10 protein-coding genes and 1 rRNA gene are annotated in these 17778 nt (G+C 71.0%); 2 read left to right on the top strand and 9 right to left on the bottom strand.

Annotated features, from left to right (window positions below; genetic code table 11):
* Window positions 1-118: 118 nt before the first annotated feature.
* The 7 genes from ACZ5ON_RS24520 to ACZ5ON_RS24550 form a co-directional block, all read right to left on the bottom strand.
* On the bottom strand, window positions 119-643 hold the full coding sequence (locus tag ACZ5ON_RS24520; RefSeq protein ID WP_465596523.1) for a CinA family protein: 525 nt from the start codon (window positions 641-643) through the stop codon (window positions 119-121).
* The gene (gene pgsA / locus ACZ5ON_RS24525; protein ID WP_465596526.1) at window positions 640-1278 is read right to left on the bottom strand and encodes a CDP-diacylglycerol--glycerol-3-phosphate 3-phosphatidyltransferase; all 639 of its coding nucleotides are present in this window, start codon (window positions 1276-1278) and stop codon (window positions 640-642) included. Before pgsA ends, ACZ5ON_RS24520 begins: the two co-directional genes overlap by 4 nt.
* Window positions 1275-2777 (bottom strand): 30S ribosomal protein S12 methylthiotransferase RimO, encoded by a 1503-nt coding sequence (rimO, locus tag ACZ5ON_RS24530; protein ID WP_465596530.1) that lies wholly within the window; start codon window positions 2775-2777, stop codon window positions 1275-1277. Before rimO ends, pgsA begins: the two co-directional genes overlap by 4 nt.
* A 73-nt stretch (window positions 2778-2850) precedes the next feature.
* Window positions 2851-3771, bottom strand: coding sequence for a helix-turn-helix domain-containing protein (locus ACZ5ON_RS24535; RefSeq protein ID WP_465596533.1), 921 nt, complete (start codon window positions 3769-3771; stop codon window positions 2851-2853).
* A gap of 198 nt (window positions 3772-3969) precedes the next feature.
* Window positions 3970-6726, bottom strand: coding sequence for a DNA translocase FtsK (locus ACZ5ON_RS24540; RefSeq protein ID WP_465596536.1), 2757 nt, complete (start codon window positions 6724-6726; stop codon window positions 3970-3972).
* 192 nt (window positions 6727-6918) lie between these two features.
* Entirely contained in the window at window positions 6919-7554 is a 636-nt protein-coding gene (locus ACZ5ON_RS24545; RefSeq protein ID WP_465596569.1) for a response regulator, read from the bottom strand.
* A gap of 366 nt (window positions 7555-7920) precedes the next feature.
* Window positions 7921-12414, bottom strand: a complete 4494-nt coding sequence (locus tag ACZ5ON_RS24550) for a HAMP domain-containing protein (protein ID WP_465596572.1) — start codon at window positions 12412-12414, stop codon at window positions 7921-7923.
* A 602-nt stretch (window positions 12415-13016) separates the two neighbouring features.
* Here ACZ5ON_RS24550 and ACZ5ON_RS24555 point away from each other — a divergent pair.
* Window positions 13017-15578: a SpoIIE family protein phosphatase gene (locus ACZ5ON_RS24555; protein ID WP_465596539.1), complete on the top strand. Its 2562-nt coding sequence runs from the start codon at window positions 13017-13019 to the stop codon at window positions 15576-15578.
* A 434-nt stretch (window positions 15579-16012) separates the two neighbouring features.
* On the top strand, window positions 16013-16573 hold the full coding sequence (locus tag ACZ5ON_RS24560; RefSeq protein ID WP_465596543.1) for an acetate uptake transporter: 561 nt from the start codon (window positions 16013-16015) through the stop codon (window positions 16571-16573).
* A gap of 139 nt (window positions 16574-16712) precedes the next feature.
* Here ACZ5ON_RS24560 and ACZ5ON_RS24565 read toward each other — a convergent pair whose 3' ends face one another.
* Entirely contained in the window at window positions 16713-17585 is an 873-nt protein-coding gene (locus ACZ5ON_RS24565; protein WP_465596546.1) for a phosphatase PAP2 family protein, read from the bottom strand.
* 70 nt (window positions 17586-17655) lie between these two features.
* Window positions 17656-17772 (bottom strand): 5S ribosomal RNA (gene rrf, locus ACZ5ON_RS24570).
* Window positions 17773-17778: the final 6 nt, after the last annotated feature.

Genomic DNA, 17778 nt, shown 5'->3' on the forward strand with positions numbered 1-17778 from the left:
CCGAGGCCACGCGAGTTCCCGGCTACCTGGTTTCTGCCCAACCAGGCCATCTGGTGTAACACGATCCTCCAGCCCTGACAGCCAGTTCAGTACCGGTTCAGGAAAACTGCCGGCAATCTCAGCGCGACGGGGATTCAGCCGCTATGTGGTCGCTCAGCAACTCCAGCGCGGCGGTCACCGCATTGGCACGGATTCTGTCACGTGCTCCCGAGAGCCGGGGCGAGACGACGAAGGTTCCCTCCGGCCCGGCCAGTGCCACGTGTACGGTACCGACCTCCCGGCCGTCCTGCGGCTCGGGTCCGGCCACGCCGGTGGTGGCCAGTCCGTAGGTGGCGCCCAGCAGTCTGCGGACGCCGTCGGCCATCTGCCGGGCCACCACGGGGTGCACCGGGCCGTGGACGGCCAGCAGGCCCTCGTCCACCCCGAGCACGGACGCCTTCAGGTCGGTGGCGTACGCGGTGACCGAGCCGCGGAAGGTCCTGGAGGCGCCGGGGACGTCCACCAGGGCCGCCGCCAACAGGCCACCGGTCAGCGACTCCGCGACGGCGAGCGTGGCACCGCGCCCGCGCAGTGCGGCATGCACCTGCGCGGCCAGTCCGTGGTCCGGCGCCGCCGCGCGGTCCGCCCGGGTGGTGTCGTTCACTGCTCGGCCCGATCCTTGGCCATGCCGGCACGGCGCAGCCGGATCGCCTGTCCGATGTAGTCCAGCCCGGTACCGACGGTGAGCACCACGGCGAGGCCCATCAGCACGGCCCGCCCGGTGGCCAGCCAGCCGGTGAGCACCAGCACGTACATGCCGACCGCGATGCCCTGGGTGAGGGTCTTCAGCTTGCCGCCCCGGCTCGCCGGGATGACGCCGTAGCGGATCACCCAGAAGCGCAGCAGGGTGATGCCGAGCTCGCGGGCCAGGACGACCACGGTGATCCACCAGGCGAGGTCGCCGAGGACGGAGAGGCCGACCAGCGCGGAGCCCATGATCGCCTTGTCGGCGATCGGGTCGGCGATCTTCCCGAAGTCGGTCACCAGGCCCTTGCGGCGGGCCAGTTCCCCGTCGAACAGGTCGGTGATCATCGCGATGGCGAACGAGGCCCAGGCGACCGAGCGCCACTTGGGATCATGGCCGCCGGCCGCGAAGAGCAGCGCCACGAACACCGGCACCAGCAGCAGCCGGACCATCGTCAGGACGTTGGCGATGTTCCAGAGGCCCGGCTGCGGCGGCAGCGCCGCCCCCGGACGGCCCGGGTGCGGCGCTGCTGGGGCGCCCGGCCCCTGGGTCATGCCTCGGCCCCGGCGTTGTCCGCGCTGTCCGCACTGGCCGTGTTGGCCGTGTTGGCCGTGTTGGCCGGAATCAGCTCCGCGACGAGGTCGACGCCCTCGGTACCGACCACGACGGCGCGGTGGAACTCACCGACCTTGGCGTGCTCGGCGCCCAGCAGGGTGGTCAGGCCGTCCGTCTCGGGGGCCTGGTGGGCCGCCCGGCCCTCGACCACGCCGTCCTCGACCGACTCGACCAGTACCGTGACCTCGGTGCCGATCCGCTGCTCGGCGCGCTGCGCGGTCATCTCCTCGGCGAGCCGGGACAGCTTGGCCAGCCGCTCGGAGATCACGTCCTCGGGCAGCTTGCCGTCGTAGGTCGCCGCCTCGGTGCCGTCCTCGTCGGAGTAGCCGAAGACGCCGATCGCGTCCAGCCCGGCGTGCGTGATGAAGCGTTCCAGCTCGGCGAAGTCCTCCTCGGTCTCACCGGGGAAGCCGACGATGAAGTTGGAGCGGGCGCCGGCCTGCGGGGCCTTGTCCCGGATGGTCTTCAGCAGCTCCAGGAACTGGTCGGTGTTCCCGAAGCGGCGCATCCGGCGCAGCACCGCCGGCGCGGAGTGCTGGAAGGACAGGTCGAAGTACGGGACGACGCCGTCGGTGGCGGTCATCGCGTCGATCAGGCCGGGCCGCATCTCGGCGGGCTGCAGGTAGCTGACCCGGACCCGCTCGATGCCCTCGACGGCGGCGATCTCGGTCAGCAGCGTCTCCAGCAGGCGGATGTCGCCCAGGTCCTTGCCGTACGAGGTGTTGTTCTCGCTGACCAGGACCACCTCGCGCACCCCCTGCCCGGCCAGCCAGACGGCCTCGTTCAGCACGTCGGACGGGCGGCGGGAGATGAAGGAGCCGCGGAAGGCGGGGATGGCGCAGAACGAGCAGCGGCGGTCGCAGCCGGAGGCCAGCTTGATCGAGGCCACCGGGCTGTCGTCCAGCCGCTTGCGCAGCGTGCGCGGGCCGGAGGCGGGGGCGACGCCCTCCGGGAGGTCCTCGGGGGCGCCGTGGCCCGGCAGCGCGACCTCCGCGGCGGCCGCCTGGCGCTCGACCGGGGTCAGCGGGAGCAGCTTGCGGCGGTCGCGCGGGAGGTGGGGGGCGTGGTGGCCGCCGGAGAGGATGGTCTGCAGGCGGTCGGAGATGTCGGCGTAGTCGTCGAAGCCCAGTACGCCGTCCGCCTCGGGCAGCGCGTCGGCGAGCTCCTTGCCGTATCGCTCGGCCATGCAGCCGACCGCGACGACGGCCTGGGTACGGCCGTGGCCCTTGAGGTCGTTGGCCTCCAGCAGGGCGTCCACGGAGTCCTTCTTGGCAGCTTCGACGAACCCGCAGGTGTTGACGACGGCGACGTCGGCTTCGGAGGCGTCGTCGACGAGCTGCCAGCCGTCGGCCTCCAGTCGCCCGGCGAGTTCCTCGGAGTCCACCTCGTTGCGGGCGCATCCGAGCGTGACAAGGGCGACTGTACGGCGTTCAGGCATAGGGCCAAGATTAACGCGCGACTTCCGGTGCCGTTCGCCCCGGAGGCCGCGCGCCCGGAATGTACGGGTCCGCTCAGCCCGCCTGCGGGTCTCCCGGGGTGTACGTGAGGTGCACCACCTGGCCGTCGGCGCCCGCCGGGCCGAGGTCCTTGCCGTTGACGTACACGTGTACGGCGGCCGCGTTGCCGATCACCAGCTTGATCTGCTTTGGGTCGGTGAAGGTCTGGTCGGTGCCCTGGTCCAGGTTGTTCTGGAAGAGCGACTTACCGTTGCTGTCGGTGGCCGAAACCCAGCTGGTGTCCTTCTCCGCGACCAGTTTGACGGTGACCTTGTCGGCCGGGACGGCAGCGATCGCGCCCGGGCTCGATGCCGCGGCACTCGGCGCGGCACTCGCCGTGGTGGCGGACGGTCGGCCGGACCGTGACGCTGTCGGGGCGGCGGTGGACCGCGGGGTGTCGGCCGAGCCGGCCGTGGAACGGCTCGGCTTGCCGGCGAACAGGTTGAAGCCGATCAGCGCGACCACCACGACGATCGCGACCGTCATCGCGGCCGTCCAGTTCGGGCGCCGGTGGTCGGTGACCTTGATCGGCCCGGTGTCCAGCAGCTGGTGCGGGCGCTGCAGCCCCGGCGGTCCGCCGTGCTCGGCGTCGTACCTGGCGACCAGCGGCTCGGCGTCGACACCGACCGTCCGGGCGATCGACCTGATGTGGCCACGGGCGTAGAAGTCGCCGCCGCAGCGGCTGAAGTCGTCGTCCTCGATGGCGCGCACGATCGGCACCCGGACCTGGGTGCCGGAACTCACCTGATCGACCGTCATCCCGGCGGCCAGCCGGGCCGCAGCGAGTGTCCGGCCGATGCTCTCCGCTTCGGCGGCGGGCCCGGCGGACGACAGCTGCTCCGGAACGGCCCCCGAGGGGGTGGCGGAGGACCGAGGACTGGCGCGGCGGAGGAACTTGCCGATGGTCACTGGAGAGCGCCTTTCGACGTTGGCCATCTGCTGAGAAGACAGTTTAGGGGCGGAGGCGGAGCCTTTCTCAAGCGGAGCGGACCCTGACGCGCCCCCTGTTTCCGGTGGGCGCTGACCCGCGGTCAACCGGGCGGGGCACACCGGCCCCCTTCCCGGGCCGAGCCGGTGGTTCCACGTCTACCGGGCCCCACCCGCTTCCTCCGAACGAGTGAGGCCCCGCTGCCGTCAGCCGCGGATGGTGAGCAGGACGGCGTCCAGTTCGTCCGGTTTGACGAGCACGTCGCGGGCCTTGGAACCCTCGCTCGGCCCGACGATGCCGCGCGACTCCATGAGGTCCATCAACCGCCCGGCCTTGGCGAAACCGACCCGCAGCTTGCGCTGGAGCATCGAGGTCGAGCCGAACTGGGTGGAGACCACCAGCTCGACGGCCTGGATCAGCAGCTCCAGATCGTCGCCGATCTCCTCGTCGATCTCCTTCTTCGACCCGCCGCCGACCATGACGTCGTCCCGGTAGGTCGCGGCCAGCTGGTCCTTGCAGTGCTGGACCACCTTTGCGATCTCGGCCTCGGTGACGAAGGCGCCCTGCATCCGGACCGGCTTGCCTGCGCCCATCGGCAGGAAGAGCGCGTCGCCCTTGCCGATCAGCTTCTCGGCGCCCGGCTGGTCCAGGATGACCCGGGAGTCGGCCATCGCCGAGGTGGCGAAGGCCAGCCGGCTCGGGACGTTGGCCTTGATCAGACCGGTGACCACGTCCACCGAGGGCCGCTGGGTGGCCAGCACCAGGTGGATTCCGGCCGCCCGGGCCAGCTGGGTGATCCGGACCACCGAGTCCTCGACGTCGCGCGGGGCGACCATCATCAGGTCGGCCAGCTCGTCCACGATCACCAGCAGGTACGGGTACGGCTTCAGCTCGCGCTCGCTGCCCAGCGGCGGGGTGACCTTGCCCGCCCGGATCGCCGCGTTGAAGTCGTCCACGTGCCGGAAGCCGAAGGCCGCCAGGTCGTCGTAGCGCTGGTCCATCTCGCGCACCACCCACTGGAGGGCCTCGGCAGCCTTCTTGGGGTTGGTGATGATCGGCGTGATCAAGTGCGGGATGCCCTCGTACGCCGTCAGCTCGACCCGCTTGGGGTCGACCAGCACCATCTTGACCTCGTCCGGGGTGGCGCGGACCAGCACGGAGGTGATCAGGCAGTTGATGCAGGAGGACTTGCCCGCACCGGTCGCACCGGCCACCAGGATGTGCGGCATCTTGGCGAGATTGGCCGTCACGGTGTGGCCCTCGACGTCCTTGCCCATCCCGACCACCATCGGGTGCGGGTCCTCGACGGCGCTGCGCGAGCGCAGCAGGTCGCCGAGGTTGACCATCTCCCGGTCCCGGTTGGGGATCTCCACCCCGACCGCCGACTTGCCGGGGATCGGGCTGATGATCCGCACGTCCGGACTGGCCACCGCGTAGGCGATGTTCTTGGCCAGCGCGGTGATCCGCTCGACCTTCACGGCGGGGCCGAGCTCGACCTCGTAGCGGGTCACCGTCGGGCCGCGGGTGAAGCCGGTGACCCTGGCGTCCACCTTGAACTCCGCGAAGACGCCACTGAGCTGGGCCACCACCTCGTCGTTGAGGGCACTGCGGGCCTTGGCCGGCGCACCGTACTCCAGCAGGTCCGGCGGTGGCAGCTGGTACGCGCCGCCGCCGGGCAGCTGGAGCTGCTCCATCCGGACCGGGTCCGCCCCGTGCTTGGACAGGTCGACCCGGTCGGCGGTGCGGGCGGCCGGAACCGCGGGCTCCTCCGCCGGAGCGGTGCGGTCCTGGACCTGGTGCATGATTCCGGCCACCGCGGGCGAGGCGGGCACCCCGTGCGCCAGGGCGCTGCCCAGCTCGGCGGCGACCCCTGCGGCAATGTCCCGGGTCGCGTACGGGTCCGGAGCGAACGCGTCGTCGGCGGCCGCCTGTTCGGCCTCGTCCGCCTTCTTGCGCCGGCGCCGCCGCCGGGCCGCCACCTCGTCCTCGGGGGCGTCCTCGTTCTCGACGGCGAACGGCAGCGCGTCCGGGTCGGCGTCCTCGGGTGGCTCGGTGGAGTACTCGTGCCCGTACTCCTGGTCGTACTCGGCGTACGGCGACTCGACGATGCCCAGGTGCTCCCCGAACAGGCGCAGCCGCTCGGGGATCCGGTTGACGGGGGTGGCGGTGACCACCAGCAGGCCGAAGAAGGCGAGCAGCAGCAGCAGCGGCACCGCGAGCGGCGGTCCGGCGGCGGCCATCATCGGCGTCGACACCGCCCAGCCGAGGATGCCCCCGGCCAGCCGTATCCGGGTCGCACCGGAGGACATCCCGGGGGCGCCGCAGCCGATGTGCACCAGGCCGAGGATGCCCACGATCAGCGCACTCAGCCCGATCGCAACCCGGCCGTTGGCCTCGGGCACCCCCGGGTGGCGCATCAGACGGACCGCCAGGACGGCGAGCAGAAGGGGCATCAGTACATCGAGTCGGCCGAACAGCCCCGACACCACGTCGGTGGCCGCCTCGCCCAGCCAGCCCTGCGGGCTGAACCAGGTACCCACCGCCGTGACCAGGGACAGCGCGAGCAGCAGCAGTGCCATCCCGTCCTTGCGGTGGTCGGGGTGGAGGTTCCTGGCGCCGTCGCCGAAGCCCCGGAAGACCGCGCCGAGGCTGTGCGCCATTCCCAGCCAGACCGCCCGGACGGCCCGGAAGAGTATCGGCCGCGGCGGCGGCGATGCCGCGGCCCTGGCGGCGGGCTTGGCCGTGGTCCGCTTCGCGGGGGCCCGCTTGGCCGCCGGCTTGGCGGCGGTGGGCTTCTTCGCGACGGCCTTCTTCGCTGCGGGCTTCGCTGCGGGCTTGGCGGTGGGCTTGGCGGTGGGCTTCTTCGCAACAGCCTTCTTCGCGGCGGGCTTGGCGGTGGAGGCCTGCTTGGCCGGCCCGGGTTTCGAGTTGCGTGCGGCACTGCCGGGCGTACGTGTGGCCATGAGTCAGCAGCCTACCGGGGGCCGCTCACCGTGCACATGTGACCGATCGCCACGTGTCGCCGACGCCTCGTCAGGCGAGGATCCGGTGGCAGCCGACCGGCTACGGGCCCCGGGCAGCGCGCCGACTCGCCAGGCTCCGAGAAGTCACGCTCCACTGTCGTCTTTCAGGGGCGCACGCGGGGCGCGCGAAGCTCAGTTCGCGCCCGGTCGCAGGGCTTCGAGCGCCTGGCGCAGACTCGAGAGCTTGCGCTCCAGATGCGCCGCCGTGACTGCCGCGCCCGCCTCGCTGGACCCCGCCAGCTGCTTGGTGAGCGCCTCCGCCTGCTCCTCCACCGAGGCCAGCCGGGCGGACAGCTCGCCGAGCAGCGCACCGCCGATCGCCGGCTGCTCCTCCGCCTCCAACTGCAGCCGCAGCAACGCCGCCTGCTCCTTGAGCTGGCAGTTCTTGGTGTAGAGATCCACGAAGACGGATACCTTGGCGCGCAGCACCCACGGGTCGAAGGGCTTGGAGATGTAGTCCACCGCACCGGCCGCGTAGCCCCGGAAGGTGTGGTGCGGGCCGTGGTTGATCGCGGTCAGGAAGATGATCGGGATGTCCCTGGTCCGTTCCCGGCGCTTGATGTGGGCGGCCGTCTCGAAGCCGTCCATCCCGGGCATCTGCACGTCCAGCAGGATCACCGCGAAGTCGTCGGTGAGCAGCGCCTTCAGCGCCTCCTCGCCGGACGCGGCGCGCACCAGGGTCTGGTCCAGCGCGGAGAGGATCGCCTCCAGCGCGAGCAGGTTCTCCGGCCGGTCGTCGACCAGGAGGATCTTCGCCTTCTGCACCAGGACCCGCCCTCCTGCCGGTTGTTTTCCGAGGGAAGGCACCCGCGTGCCGCCCACCACTGCCCCGGTCATGCTAGCCGCACCCCCTCGCCCGCCACATCGCTGTGCGCAAATGCGGCCCGCAGACTTCGTGGAGACACTCCGAACCGCGACCGGCCTGAGAACGCGCCTTGTCACCATCCGATCACCGTTCGCAACGATGGGTGACCTTACCCGGTTCCCGGCTCGGCCCGCCAGCCCAGCCGGAAACCCTGATTCCCCATATTTTTCGGTTCGACTCGCCTCCGGGAGCGCTGCGCCGCGCCCTTCCCTCGCACACGTAGTCAGACGCGCCCGGCGCGCGTTCCGGATTGCCCGCGCCGTTGGCGACTACTTGCCGGTCAGCCACTGGCGCATGACCGCCAGCAGGTGATCGGTCTCGACCGGCTTGGTGACGTGGTCGTTGGCCCCGGCCTCCAGGCTCTTCTCCTTGTCCCCCTTCATCGCCTTGGCGGTCAGCGCGATGATCGGCAGGCCGGAGAACTGGGGCATCCGGCGGATCGCCTCGGTGGTCGCGTAGCCGTCCATCTCCGGCATCATGATGTCCATCAGGACCAGCGCCACGTCCTCGTGCTGCTCCAGCACCTCCAGGCCGGCCCGCCCGTTCTCGGCGTACAGCACCGTCAGCCCGTACTGCTCCAGCACACTGGTCAGCGCGAAGACGTTCCGGACGTCGTCGTCCACGATCAGGACCCGCTGGCCTTCGAAGCGGCCCTGGAACTGCTCCACGCCGTTCTGCCGCGCGACCGGCTCTCCGCCGAGGCCGCCGGCCTGCTCCTCGGCCGCCCGCCGCCGCTCGGCCTCGCCCCGGCGGCGCTCCTGCGCCAGCTCGCGCACCTCCTGCGCCCAGTGCTCCGCCGGGTTCTCGCCCACCGGCACCGGAGTCCCGGCCGGGGTCACTGCCACGCTGGCCCTGACCTGCGGCGACGGCAGGCGCTCCAGAGTGACCGCCGAGCCTGGGGCCTCGCTGCGCAGCGGCATGTAGAGGGTGAAGGTCGAGCCCTGTCCCAGTTCGCTCTCGGCGTGGATCTCACCACCGAGCAGCCTGGCGATCTCCCGGCTGATGGAGAGCCCGAGGCCGGTGCCGCCGTACTTGCGGCTGGTGCCGCCGTCGGCCTGCTTGAAGGCCTCGAAGATCTCCCGCAGCTTGTTGTCCGGGATGCCGATACCGGTGTCGGAGACCGAGAAGGCGATCAGCGGCTCGTCGGGGTCGGTGATCGACCCGCTCTCCAGCAGCTGCTCCCGGATGTGCTGCGGAGCGCCGCCCGCCCGGCGGATCCGCAGTTCGACCGCGCCGGACTCGGTGAACTTGAAGGCGTTGGAGAGCAGGTTGCGCAGCACCTGCTGGAGCCGCTGTTCGTCGGTGTGCAGGGTGACCGGGAGGTCCGGGGAGACCACCACCGCGAAGTCCAGGCTCTTGCCCACGGTGAGCGGGCGGAATGCGGCCTCGACGTAGTCGACCAGCTGGACCAGTGCGATCCTGGCCGGGCGGACGTCCATCTTGCCCGCCTCGACCTTGGAGAGGTCGAGGATGTCGTTGATCAGCTGGAGCAGGTCGGAGCCCGCGCCGTGGATGGTCTCGGCGAACTCGACCTGCTTGCTGGAGAGGTTGCCCTCGTTGTTGTCGGAGAGCAGCTTGGCCAGGATCAGCAGCGAGTTGAGCGGGGTGCGCAGCTCGTGCGACATGTTGGCGAGGAACTCGCTCTTGTAGCGCGAGGCGAGTGCGAGCTGTTCGGCGCGCTCCTCCAGGACCTGCCTGGCCTCCTCGATCTCGCCGTTCTTGATCTCGATGTCGCGGTTCTGCTGGGCGAGTTGCTCGGCCTTCTCCTGCAACTCCTCGTTGGTGCGCTCCAGCTCCTCCTGGCGGGCCTCCAACTCGGCGGACCGCATCGAGAGTTCGGCGGTGAGCCGCTGGGACTCCAGCAGCAGGCCCTCGGTCTTGGTGTTGACGCTGATGGTGTTGACGGTGACGCCGATCAGGTCGGCGATCTGGTTGAGGAAGTCCAGCGCGACGGTGGTGAAGGAACTGAAGGTGGCCAGCTCGATCACACCGAGCAGCCGGCCCTCGAACATCACCGGGAGCACCACCACGTGGGCCGGGCTGGCCTCGCCGAGGCCGGAGGCGATCTTCAGGTAGCCGGGCGGGGTCTCCTTGAGGATGATCGAGCGCTTCTCCACCGCCACCTGGCCGACCAGCCCCTCACCGGGTCGGAAGGTGGTCGGCATCGCCCGGCGCTGGTAGCCGTAACTGCCGATCAGGCGCAGCACGGTGTCGTTCTCGTCGTCGTCCTCGGTGATCAGTTCGGCGGTGCGCCCGGCCGGCTGGGCGAGGAAGAAGGCGCCGTGCTGGGCGGAGACCACCGGGGTCAGTTCGTTCATGATCAGCGAGGCCACGGCCTCCAGGTCACGGCGTCCCTGCAGCAGGCCGGAGATCCGGGCGAGGTTGGTCTTGAGCCAGTCCTGCTCCTGGTTGGTGCGGGTGGTGTCGCGCAGGTTGGCGATCATCTGGTTGATGTTGTCCTTGAGCTCCTCGATCTCGCCGGACGCGTCGACGTCGACCTTCAGACTCAGGTCGCCCCTGGTCACGGCGGTGGCCACCTGGGCGATCGCCCGCACCTGGCGGGTCAGGTTGTTGGCGAGCTCGTTCACCGACTCGGTGAGGTCCTGCCAGGTGCCGTCCACCCCGGGGACCCGGGCCTGGCCGCCGAGCCGGCCGTCGGTGCCCACCTCGCGGGCGACCCGGGTGACCTCGTCGGCGAAGGCGCCGAGCTGGTCGACCATGGTGTTGATGCTGGTCTTGAGCCCCAGGATCTCGCCCCGGGCGTCCACGTCGATCTTCTGCGAGAGGTCGCCGCGGGCCACCGCGGTGATGACCAGGGCGATGTTCCGCACCTGCCCGGTCAGGTTGTTGGCCATCTGGTTGACATTGTCGGTCAGGTCCTTCCAGATGCCGGCGACGCCGGGGACGCTGGCCTGGCCGCCCAGGATGCCGTCGGTGCCCACCTCGCGCGCCACCCGCGTCACCTCGACGGCGAACGAGGACAGCTGGTCCACCATGGTGTTCAAGGTGCCCGCCAGGGCCGCGACTTCGCCCTGCGCCTCGATGGTGATCTTCTTGGAGAGGTCACCCCGGGCGACCGCCGAGGCGACCTCGGCGATGTTGCGGACCTGACTGGTCAGGTTGGACGCCATGAAGTTGACGTTGTCGGTCAGGTCCCGCCAGATACCGGAGACCCCGCTCACGCGGGCCTGACCGCCGAGGATCCCCTCGGTACCGACCTCGCGGGCCACCCGGGTGACCTCGTCCGCGAACGCCGACAGCTGGTCCACCATCGTGTTCACGGTCATCACCAGCTCACGGATCTCGCCGCGCGCGTCGACGGTGATCTTCTTGGAGACGTCGCCGCGGGCCACCGCCGTGGTCACCTCCGCGATGTTCCGGACCTGACTGGTCAGGTTGGACGCCATGAAGTTGACGCTGTTGGTCAGGTCCTTCCAGGTACCGGACACCCCCGGCACGCTCGCTTGACCGCCGAGGATGCCCTCGGTGCCGACGTCCCTGGCAACTCTGGTCACCTCGTCGGCGAAGGCACCGAGCTGGTCGACCATGGTGTTGATGGTGTTCTTCAACTCCAGGATCTCGCCCCGGGCGTCCACCTGGATCTTCTGCGACAGGTCGCCCTTGGCCACCGCCGTGGTCACCTGAGCGATGTTGCGCACCTGGTTGGTCAGGTTGTTGGCCATCGAGTTGACGTTCTCGGTGAGGTCCTTCCAGACCCCCGCGACGCCCGGCACCTGCGCCTGGCCGCCGAGGATGCCCTCCGTCCCCACCGCGCGCGCCACCCTGGTCACCTGCTCGGCGAAGCCGGAGAGCTGGTCGACCATGGTGTTGATGGTGTTCTTCAACTCCAGGATCTCGCCCCGGGCATCGACCTCGATCTTGCGCGAGAGGTCGCCCTTGGCCACCGCCGTGGTCACCTCGGCGATGTTGCGCACCTGCGCGGTCAGGTTGTTGGCCATGAAGTTCACCGAGTCGGTGAGATCACGCCACACCCCGGCGACGCCCGGCACCTGCGCCTGGCCGCCGAGCCGGCCCTCGGTGCCCACGTCCCTGGCCACCCTGGTGACCTGAGCTGCGAAGGAGTTGAGCTGGTCCACCATCGTGTTGACGGTGTTCTTCAGCGCCAGCATCTCGCCGGCCACGTCCACCGTGACCTTGTGCGAGAGGTCGCCCTTGGCCACCGCCGTGGTCACCTCGGCGATGTTGCGCACCTGTGCGGTCAGCCGGCCGGCCATGGTGTTGACCGAGTCGGCCAGGTCCTTCCAACTGCCCGACATGCCTCGCACCCTGGCCTGGCCGCCGAGCTTGCCCTCGGTACCCACCTCGAGGGCGACCCTGGTCACCTCGTCGGTGAACTCCGAGAGCTGGTCCACCAGTCCGTTGACCGTCCGGCCGACCTTGAGGAACTCCCCGCGCAAGGGGTGGCTCACCCCGTTCATATGGACCGAGCGCAACTCCATCCGCTGGTCCAGGTCGCCCTCGGCGATCGAGGAGAGCACCCGGCCCACCTCGGCCATCGGCCGCGCCAGGTCGTCGATCAGCGCGTTGCAGTTGTCGACCGCCGCCATCCAGGCGCCCTCGCCGACCCCGCTCTCCAGCCGCTCGGACAGCCGCCCCTCCCGGCCCACCGCCCGGCGGACCCGAGCCAGTTCACCGGTCAGGTGCTGGTTGCGCTCGGCGACCTCGTTGAACACCGCCGCGATCTCGGCCAGCGGCCCGTCCCCCGGAACGGTGAGCCGGCGGCGGAAGTTGCCGTCCCGCATCGCCGTCAGCGCCGCCAGCAGCTTGCGCAGATCCGCGGGCTCGGCTCCCCGGTTGTGACTCGGACGCCGCCCCTGGCTGCCGCGTGCCTGCGCGGCCCGGCCACCGCGCGCGGTCGCCGGAGTCGTACCGGGTACGTCCTTGGTGGCCGAACTCAACGGGCCCTCCCACGTCGTGACTGTTCAAGTCCGATCGGCAACGGGCACCGGCCCGCCCCCGAACACCGCCCCGGCCGCTGCAGACAGCCGCCGGCACACCCCACCGACCGTACTGCGTCGCCGCATGCGGCGGACCCCCAGTCTGGCAGCAGCGGCGTTCCGTGTCCGGCCCGTTGCACAGGGTCTCCACCTGTCCGGGACAAACTGGTGGCCAGAATCACCTTCTCGTGGCTGTTTCGGCGCCCCGGGCCCACGGGGTACCAAGCGGAAAGTAGGGTGGAGCGCTGCACCTGGCCATGGGCGCTCCCCGCCGCCGCTCCGACACCCGCCGCCAGGTCGGCCGGGCCGGGACGGGGTTCCCGACCGGCACCAACGGGAAGTCTCTCCCGGCCGGTGCCAACGGGCCGGAGCAGAGCCGTCGAGCGACCTGATGGGAGAAGTGGCACGTGGTCACCGCGCGCGCAACCGCCACCTTCGAACCGGTCGGCCGCTCGGCCGCCGCCGCGCGCGGCTTCGTCCGCGACGCCCTGCTCGGCTGGGGGCTCCCCGAGGTCGTCGACGACGCCGTCGTCCTGGTCAGCGAACTCGTCACCAACGCCGTGGTGCACGCCGGTACCGCCGCCGAGGTCGCCTGCCTGCGCGAGGAGGACTCGGTACGGATCGAGGTGACCGACCGCCACCCCGAACGCGGCCTGCCGTCCTTCGCCAACGTCCCCGCCACCTCCTCCGACCGCTACGCCGACCCGGACGGCGAGGGCGGCCGCGGCCTGCTGATGTGCTCCGCGCTCTCCAGCCGCTGGGGCGTCGAGTACGCGGCCGGGCAGAAGACCGTCTGGTTCCGGCTGCCGCTGCCCGAACACGTCACCGGCACCCGCTACGCCCTGCCCAGCCTCCCCGGCGGCGAACTCCCCGACGCCGAGGCCCCGGTGCGGGTCGCCGTCGTACAGGTGGACGAGCACGGCCTGGTCCGCGCCTGGAACCCGGACGCCGAGGCGCTCTTCCAGTACCCCGCAGACCGGATCGTCGGCCGCCCCTGGAGCGAGCTGGCCGTCTGGCCGCAGACCGCCGGGATCGGCCTCGGCCTCGCCGAGACCCTCCGGCTGGCCCGCTGGGAGGGCGGCTTCGGGCTGCGCCACGCGGACGGCCGGGTCACCGAGGTGTACGGCCTCCAAGTCCGGGTCCGCGACACCCGCGGCACTCCGTCCACCCTCTGCCTGCTGGTCCGCGAGATCGACCGCGGTGTACTGCGCTCCCCCAGCACCGCCGTCGAGACCCCGTCGGCCATCGAACCGCTGGACCTGCTGGTCGGCCCGATCGACCAGCACGACCTCGGCGGCCTGCTCCAGCGCGTCGTCGAACGCGCCCGCGACCTGCTCGACGCCGACGCCGCGTACCTGATGCTCACCAGCGACGACGAGACCGAGTTCGAGGTCCGCGCGGCCACCGGGCTCAGCCCGCTGGGACGCCAGAGCGGCCCGATCCCGGTCGCGGCCGGCACCGGCCGCGGCTTCGACTCCGCCCGGCTGCCCGCCGTGCACGAGGACCTCTCGGTGCGACCCGGCTCGGCGCCGCTGCTCACCGGCACCGGCCTGCGCTCGCTGATCACCGTCCCGCTCAAGGTCGAGGGCCGCCTCACCGGCTCGCTCGGCGTGGCCGCCGCCACCCCCGGGCGCTACGACAACGAGGACGCGCTGCGCCTCCAGTTCGCCGCCGACCGGATCGCCCTCGCCCTGGAGAGCGCCCGGCTCACCGAACTCGAGCGCCTGCGCAGGGGCTCGCTCTCCTTCCTGGTCGAGGCCTCCGACCTGCTCGCCGGCACCCTTGAGCACCAGCAGACCCTCGCCCTGATGGCCCAGATGTCCGTCCCCACCCTGGCCGCCTGGTGCGCCGTCTACACCACCGCCGACCAGAACGGCGGCGGCGCCGACCTCGCCTTCGTACTGCACGAGGACGAGGACCGGATCGACCCGCTGCGCGCCCTGCTCGACAAGACCCCTGCCCCCGAGACCGACCCCGCACCCGGCGCCCGGTTCTGGAAGGGCCCGTTGGAGACCGCCCGCGCCGCCGGCCTGGCCGACAGCCCCGAACTGGCCGGACTGCTCGGCGAGACCGTGGTCCTGCCGCTCGCCGCCCGCAACCGGGTCATCGGCCTGCTGGTCCTCGGTGTCGGCACCGGTGTCCGATTCCGTCAGGAGATGCTCGAACTCGCCGAGGACCTCTCCCGCCGAGCCGCCCTCGCCCTCGACAACTCCCGCCTCTACTCCGAGCGCACCGCCACCAGCCAGGCCTTCCAACGCGCCCTGCTTCCGCCCGACCTGCCCAAGGTCCCGGGCGTCGAGGTGGAGGTCTTCTACCAGGCCGCCGGCGAGGGCAACGAGGTCGGCGGCGACTTCTACGACATCTTCCAGATCCGCCCCGGCACCTACGGCTTCGCCATCGGCGACGTCTGCGGCACCGGCCCCGAGGCCGCCTCGGTCACCGGCCTGGCCCGCCACTCGCTGCGCCTCCTCGCCCGCGAAGGCCTGGACGCACCGCAGGTCCTCGCCCGGCTCAACGCGGCCATCCTCGACGAAGGCACCCGCAGCCGTTTCCTCACACTTCTGTACGGGGAGTTGACGCCCCGACCGGACGGCAGCACCGCGCTGTCCCTGGTCTGCGCGGGCCACCCGCTGCCGCTGCGCCTACGCACCGACGGACAGGTCGAACCGGCCGCCTCACCGCAACCACTGCTCGGCGTGCTGGACGAACTGGAGCTGGAGGCCGAGGAGTTGGTACTTCATCCCGGCGAGGTGCTGCTCTGTGTCACCGACGGTGTCACCGAACGCCGCGAAGGCTCACGGATGTTGGGCGACGACGGGCTCGCCCAGGTCCTCAGCGGCTGCACCGGGCTCACCGCCGGAGCCGTCGCGGCACGCGTCCAGCGGGCGGTGGAACGCTTCGCGCCCGAGCCGCCCTCGGACGACATGGCGATCCTCACCCTCCGGGTGCCCGGCCCGCGGGTCGACTGAGCCGACGCGGCATCCGCCCGTTCCCCCTGGGTGACCGACAGTCGTTACCGTCCGAAGCCAGCAAGTTCACAAATCGTAATATTCACGAAGGTGCAAGCGGTCCGGAGGCGGGTACACCGGATACGCCGGGGAATTCCCCGGAGCGGACATCGACCACCAGACCGCCTCCGGCTCGACCGGCCGGACGCGCCGGTTCCCCACTCAGCCGCAGCCGCCGCACGCCATCTCCACGCGTCCCGAGCCGTATGCCCGGTGCGTCCGCGCTCAGTGCCACGTGCCCGACACCTCGTGTCCCGGTGCCCAGCGCCCCGCATCCGCAGCCGTCCTCCCCCTGACGTGTGCCACTTCCGTGCGTCTGAGGCACGGCATCTCGCCCAGCAACCCTCGTCCGTCCTCATGCCGCCGCCTTGCGCACAGAGTGAAAGGAGCCTCCGGTGAGCACTGAAGCTACCGGGGCGAACGCCCGACCCACAGGCGCCGACGCGGGTCCCCTCGGATACCTGGCCCTCGGACTCACCCTTCTCGGATACGGCCTGCTCGCCACCGGCGTCCTCAGCGGCGCCGGGGTCAAGGACGCCCTCGCCCTCGCCCACCTGGTCGGTGGGGTGACGCTCTTCATCGCCGGACTCTGGCAGCTCCGCAACGCAGAGACCTTCACCGGCACCGCCTTCACCAGCCTCGGCGCCTTCTGGGCCACCTGGTCCGTGGCCGCCGGAGCCGGCAAGTACGCCGCCGGGCTCTTCCTGCTGCTGTGGGCCCTGCTCGCCTTCACCCTCACGGTCGCCGGCTGGGCCTCCGGCCGCTTCAGCCGCCTGCTCTACGGCCTGCTGACGGTCGCCCTGCTGCTCACCGCCATCGCCACCCTCGGCGGCAGCAGCGGGCTCGCCAAGGCGGCCGGCTGGATCGCCGCCCTCGCCGGGGTGGTCGCCTGGTACTGGGCCACCGCCGTCCTCACCAACAGCCTCTGGGGCCGCACCGCCCTGCCGGTGAAGTAACCGGCAGGCGTCCGCGCCGCCGATGGCCGGGAGGGGGGGGGGGGGGGGGGGGGGGGGGGTACGCCCCCCCCCCCCCCCCCCCCTCCCGGCCGTGCGCTCCGACTCCGCGGTCCAGGGCCTGGCGTTCTGGAGCCGGTGCTCAGGAGCGGCTCACGGACGCCCGTTCCCCGGGCCGGCCTTCCGGCTGCACGACGGAGGGTGTCGGCCCTTCGGAATCCGCCCGCCAGCCGCTGACGGCGTACTGCACCAGGTACACCACGGACAGCAGCACCACTGCCACCAGCCCGTCCGCCCAGAAGTGGTTCGCCGTCACCACTACGACGAAGACCGTGACCAGCGGATGCAGCACCACGAGCCACCGCCACGGCCCACGCGCGACCCGTACGACGGCCACCGCCACGATCACGCACCACGCCACATGGACCGAGGGCATCGCAGACAACTGATCCGGCACCACCCCGCCTACCCTGCCGCCGTACACCGACTGCCCGTACTGCGCCGCCAGGTCCACGAACCCGCTCTCCGGCAGCATGCGGGGCGGGGCGACCGGGACGAACTGGATGAGCAGACAGGCCGCCGTGGTCAGCACCACGGTGGTCCGCACCCAGTGATAGCGGTCCCGGTGCCGCAGAAAGAGCCAGAGCAGCAGCACCAGCATCACACCGAAGTGCATGGTCGCGTAGTAGTAGTTGGCTCCTGCGACCAGCCAGGAATACGGCTCGACCGCACGTTGCCAGGCCGCCTCGTCCGGGAACCCCAGCCGAAGCTCCGTCCGGTGGATCCACTCCGCCCGGTCCAACGCATGATCCGTGCTCAACACGGAGAGATGGCCGACCAGTTGCCAGAGTGCGAAGAGCCCCAGCAGAATGCCGGCCTCCCGCAGTAGCGCGGCCGTACCGCCGGCACGTGTGGCCGCTCCGGAACGAGTGGCGCGCTTGACCGCATACGCCGCTCCGAGCAGGACCACCGACGCGCCGCCGGCGGTCTGCCACGTAAGGGTCAGGTTCTGCATTCGCAGAGATTAACGCAGAAATGCGGAAAGCCCCTCCCGGTATCCCCGGGAGGGGCTTTCACTAAAAATTGTTCGGCGGCGTCCTACTCTCCCACAGAGTCCCCCCTGCAGTACCATCGGCGCTGTGAGGCTTAGCTTCCGGGTTCGGAATGTAACCGGGCGTTTCCCTCACGCTATGACCACCGAAACACTA

It is taken from the genome of Kitasatospora sp. NPDC032150, assembly GCF_055579945.1.

Coding starts and splice junctions, on each gene's coding strand:
- ACZ5ON_RS24535 (WP_465596533.1), bottom strand. CDS start 3,771: ATGGCCAACGTCGAAAGGCGCTCTCCAGTGACCATCGGCAAGTTCCTC.
- ACZ5ON_RS24550 (WP_465596572.1), bottom strand. CDS start 12,414: ATGCGGGACGGCAACTTCCGCCGCCGGCTCACCGTTCCGGGGGACGGG.
- ACZ5ON_RS24540 (WP_465596536.1), bottom strand. CDS start 6,726: ATGGCCACACGTACGCCCGGCAGTGCCGCACGCAACTCGAAACCCGGG.
- rimO (WP_465596530.1), bottom strand. CDS start 2,777: ATGCCTGAACGCCGTACAGTCGCCCTTGTCACGCTCGGATGCGCCCGC.
- ACZ5ON_RS24565 (WP_465596546.1), bottom strand. CDS start 17,585: ATGCAGAACCTGACCCTTACGTGGCAGACCGCCGGCGGCGCGTCGGTG.
- pgsA (WP_465596526.1), bottom strand. CDS start 1,278: ATGACCCAGGGGCCGGGCGCCCCAGCAGCGCCGCACCCGGGCCGTCCG.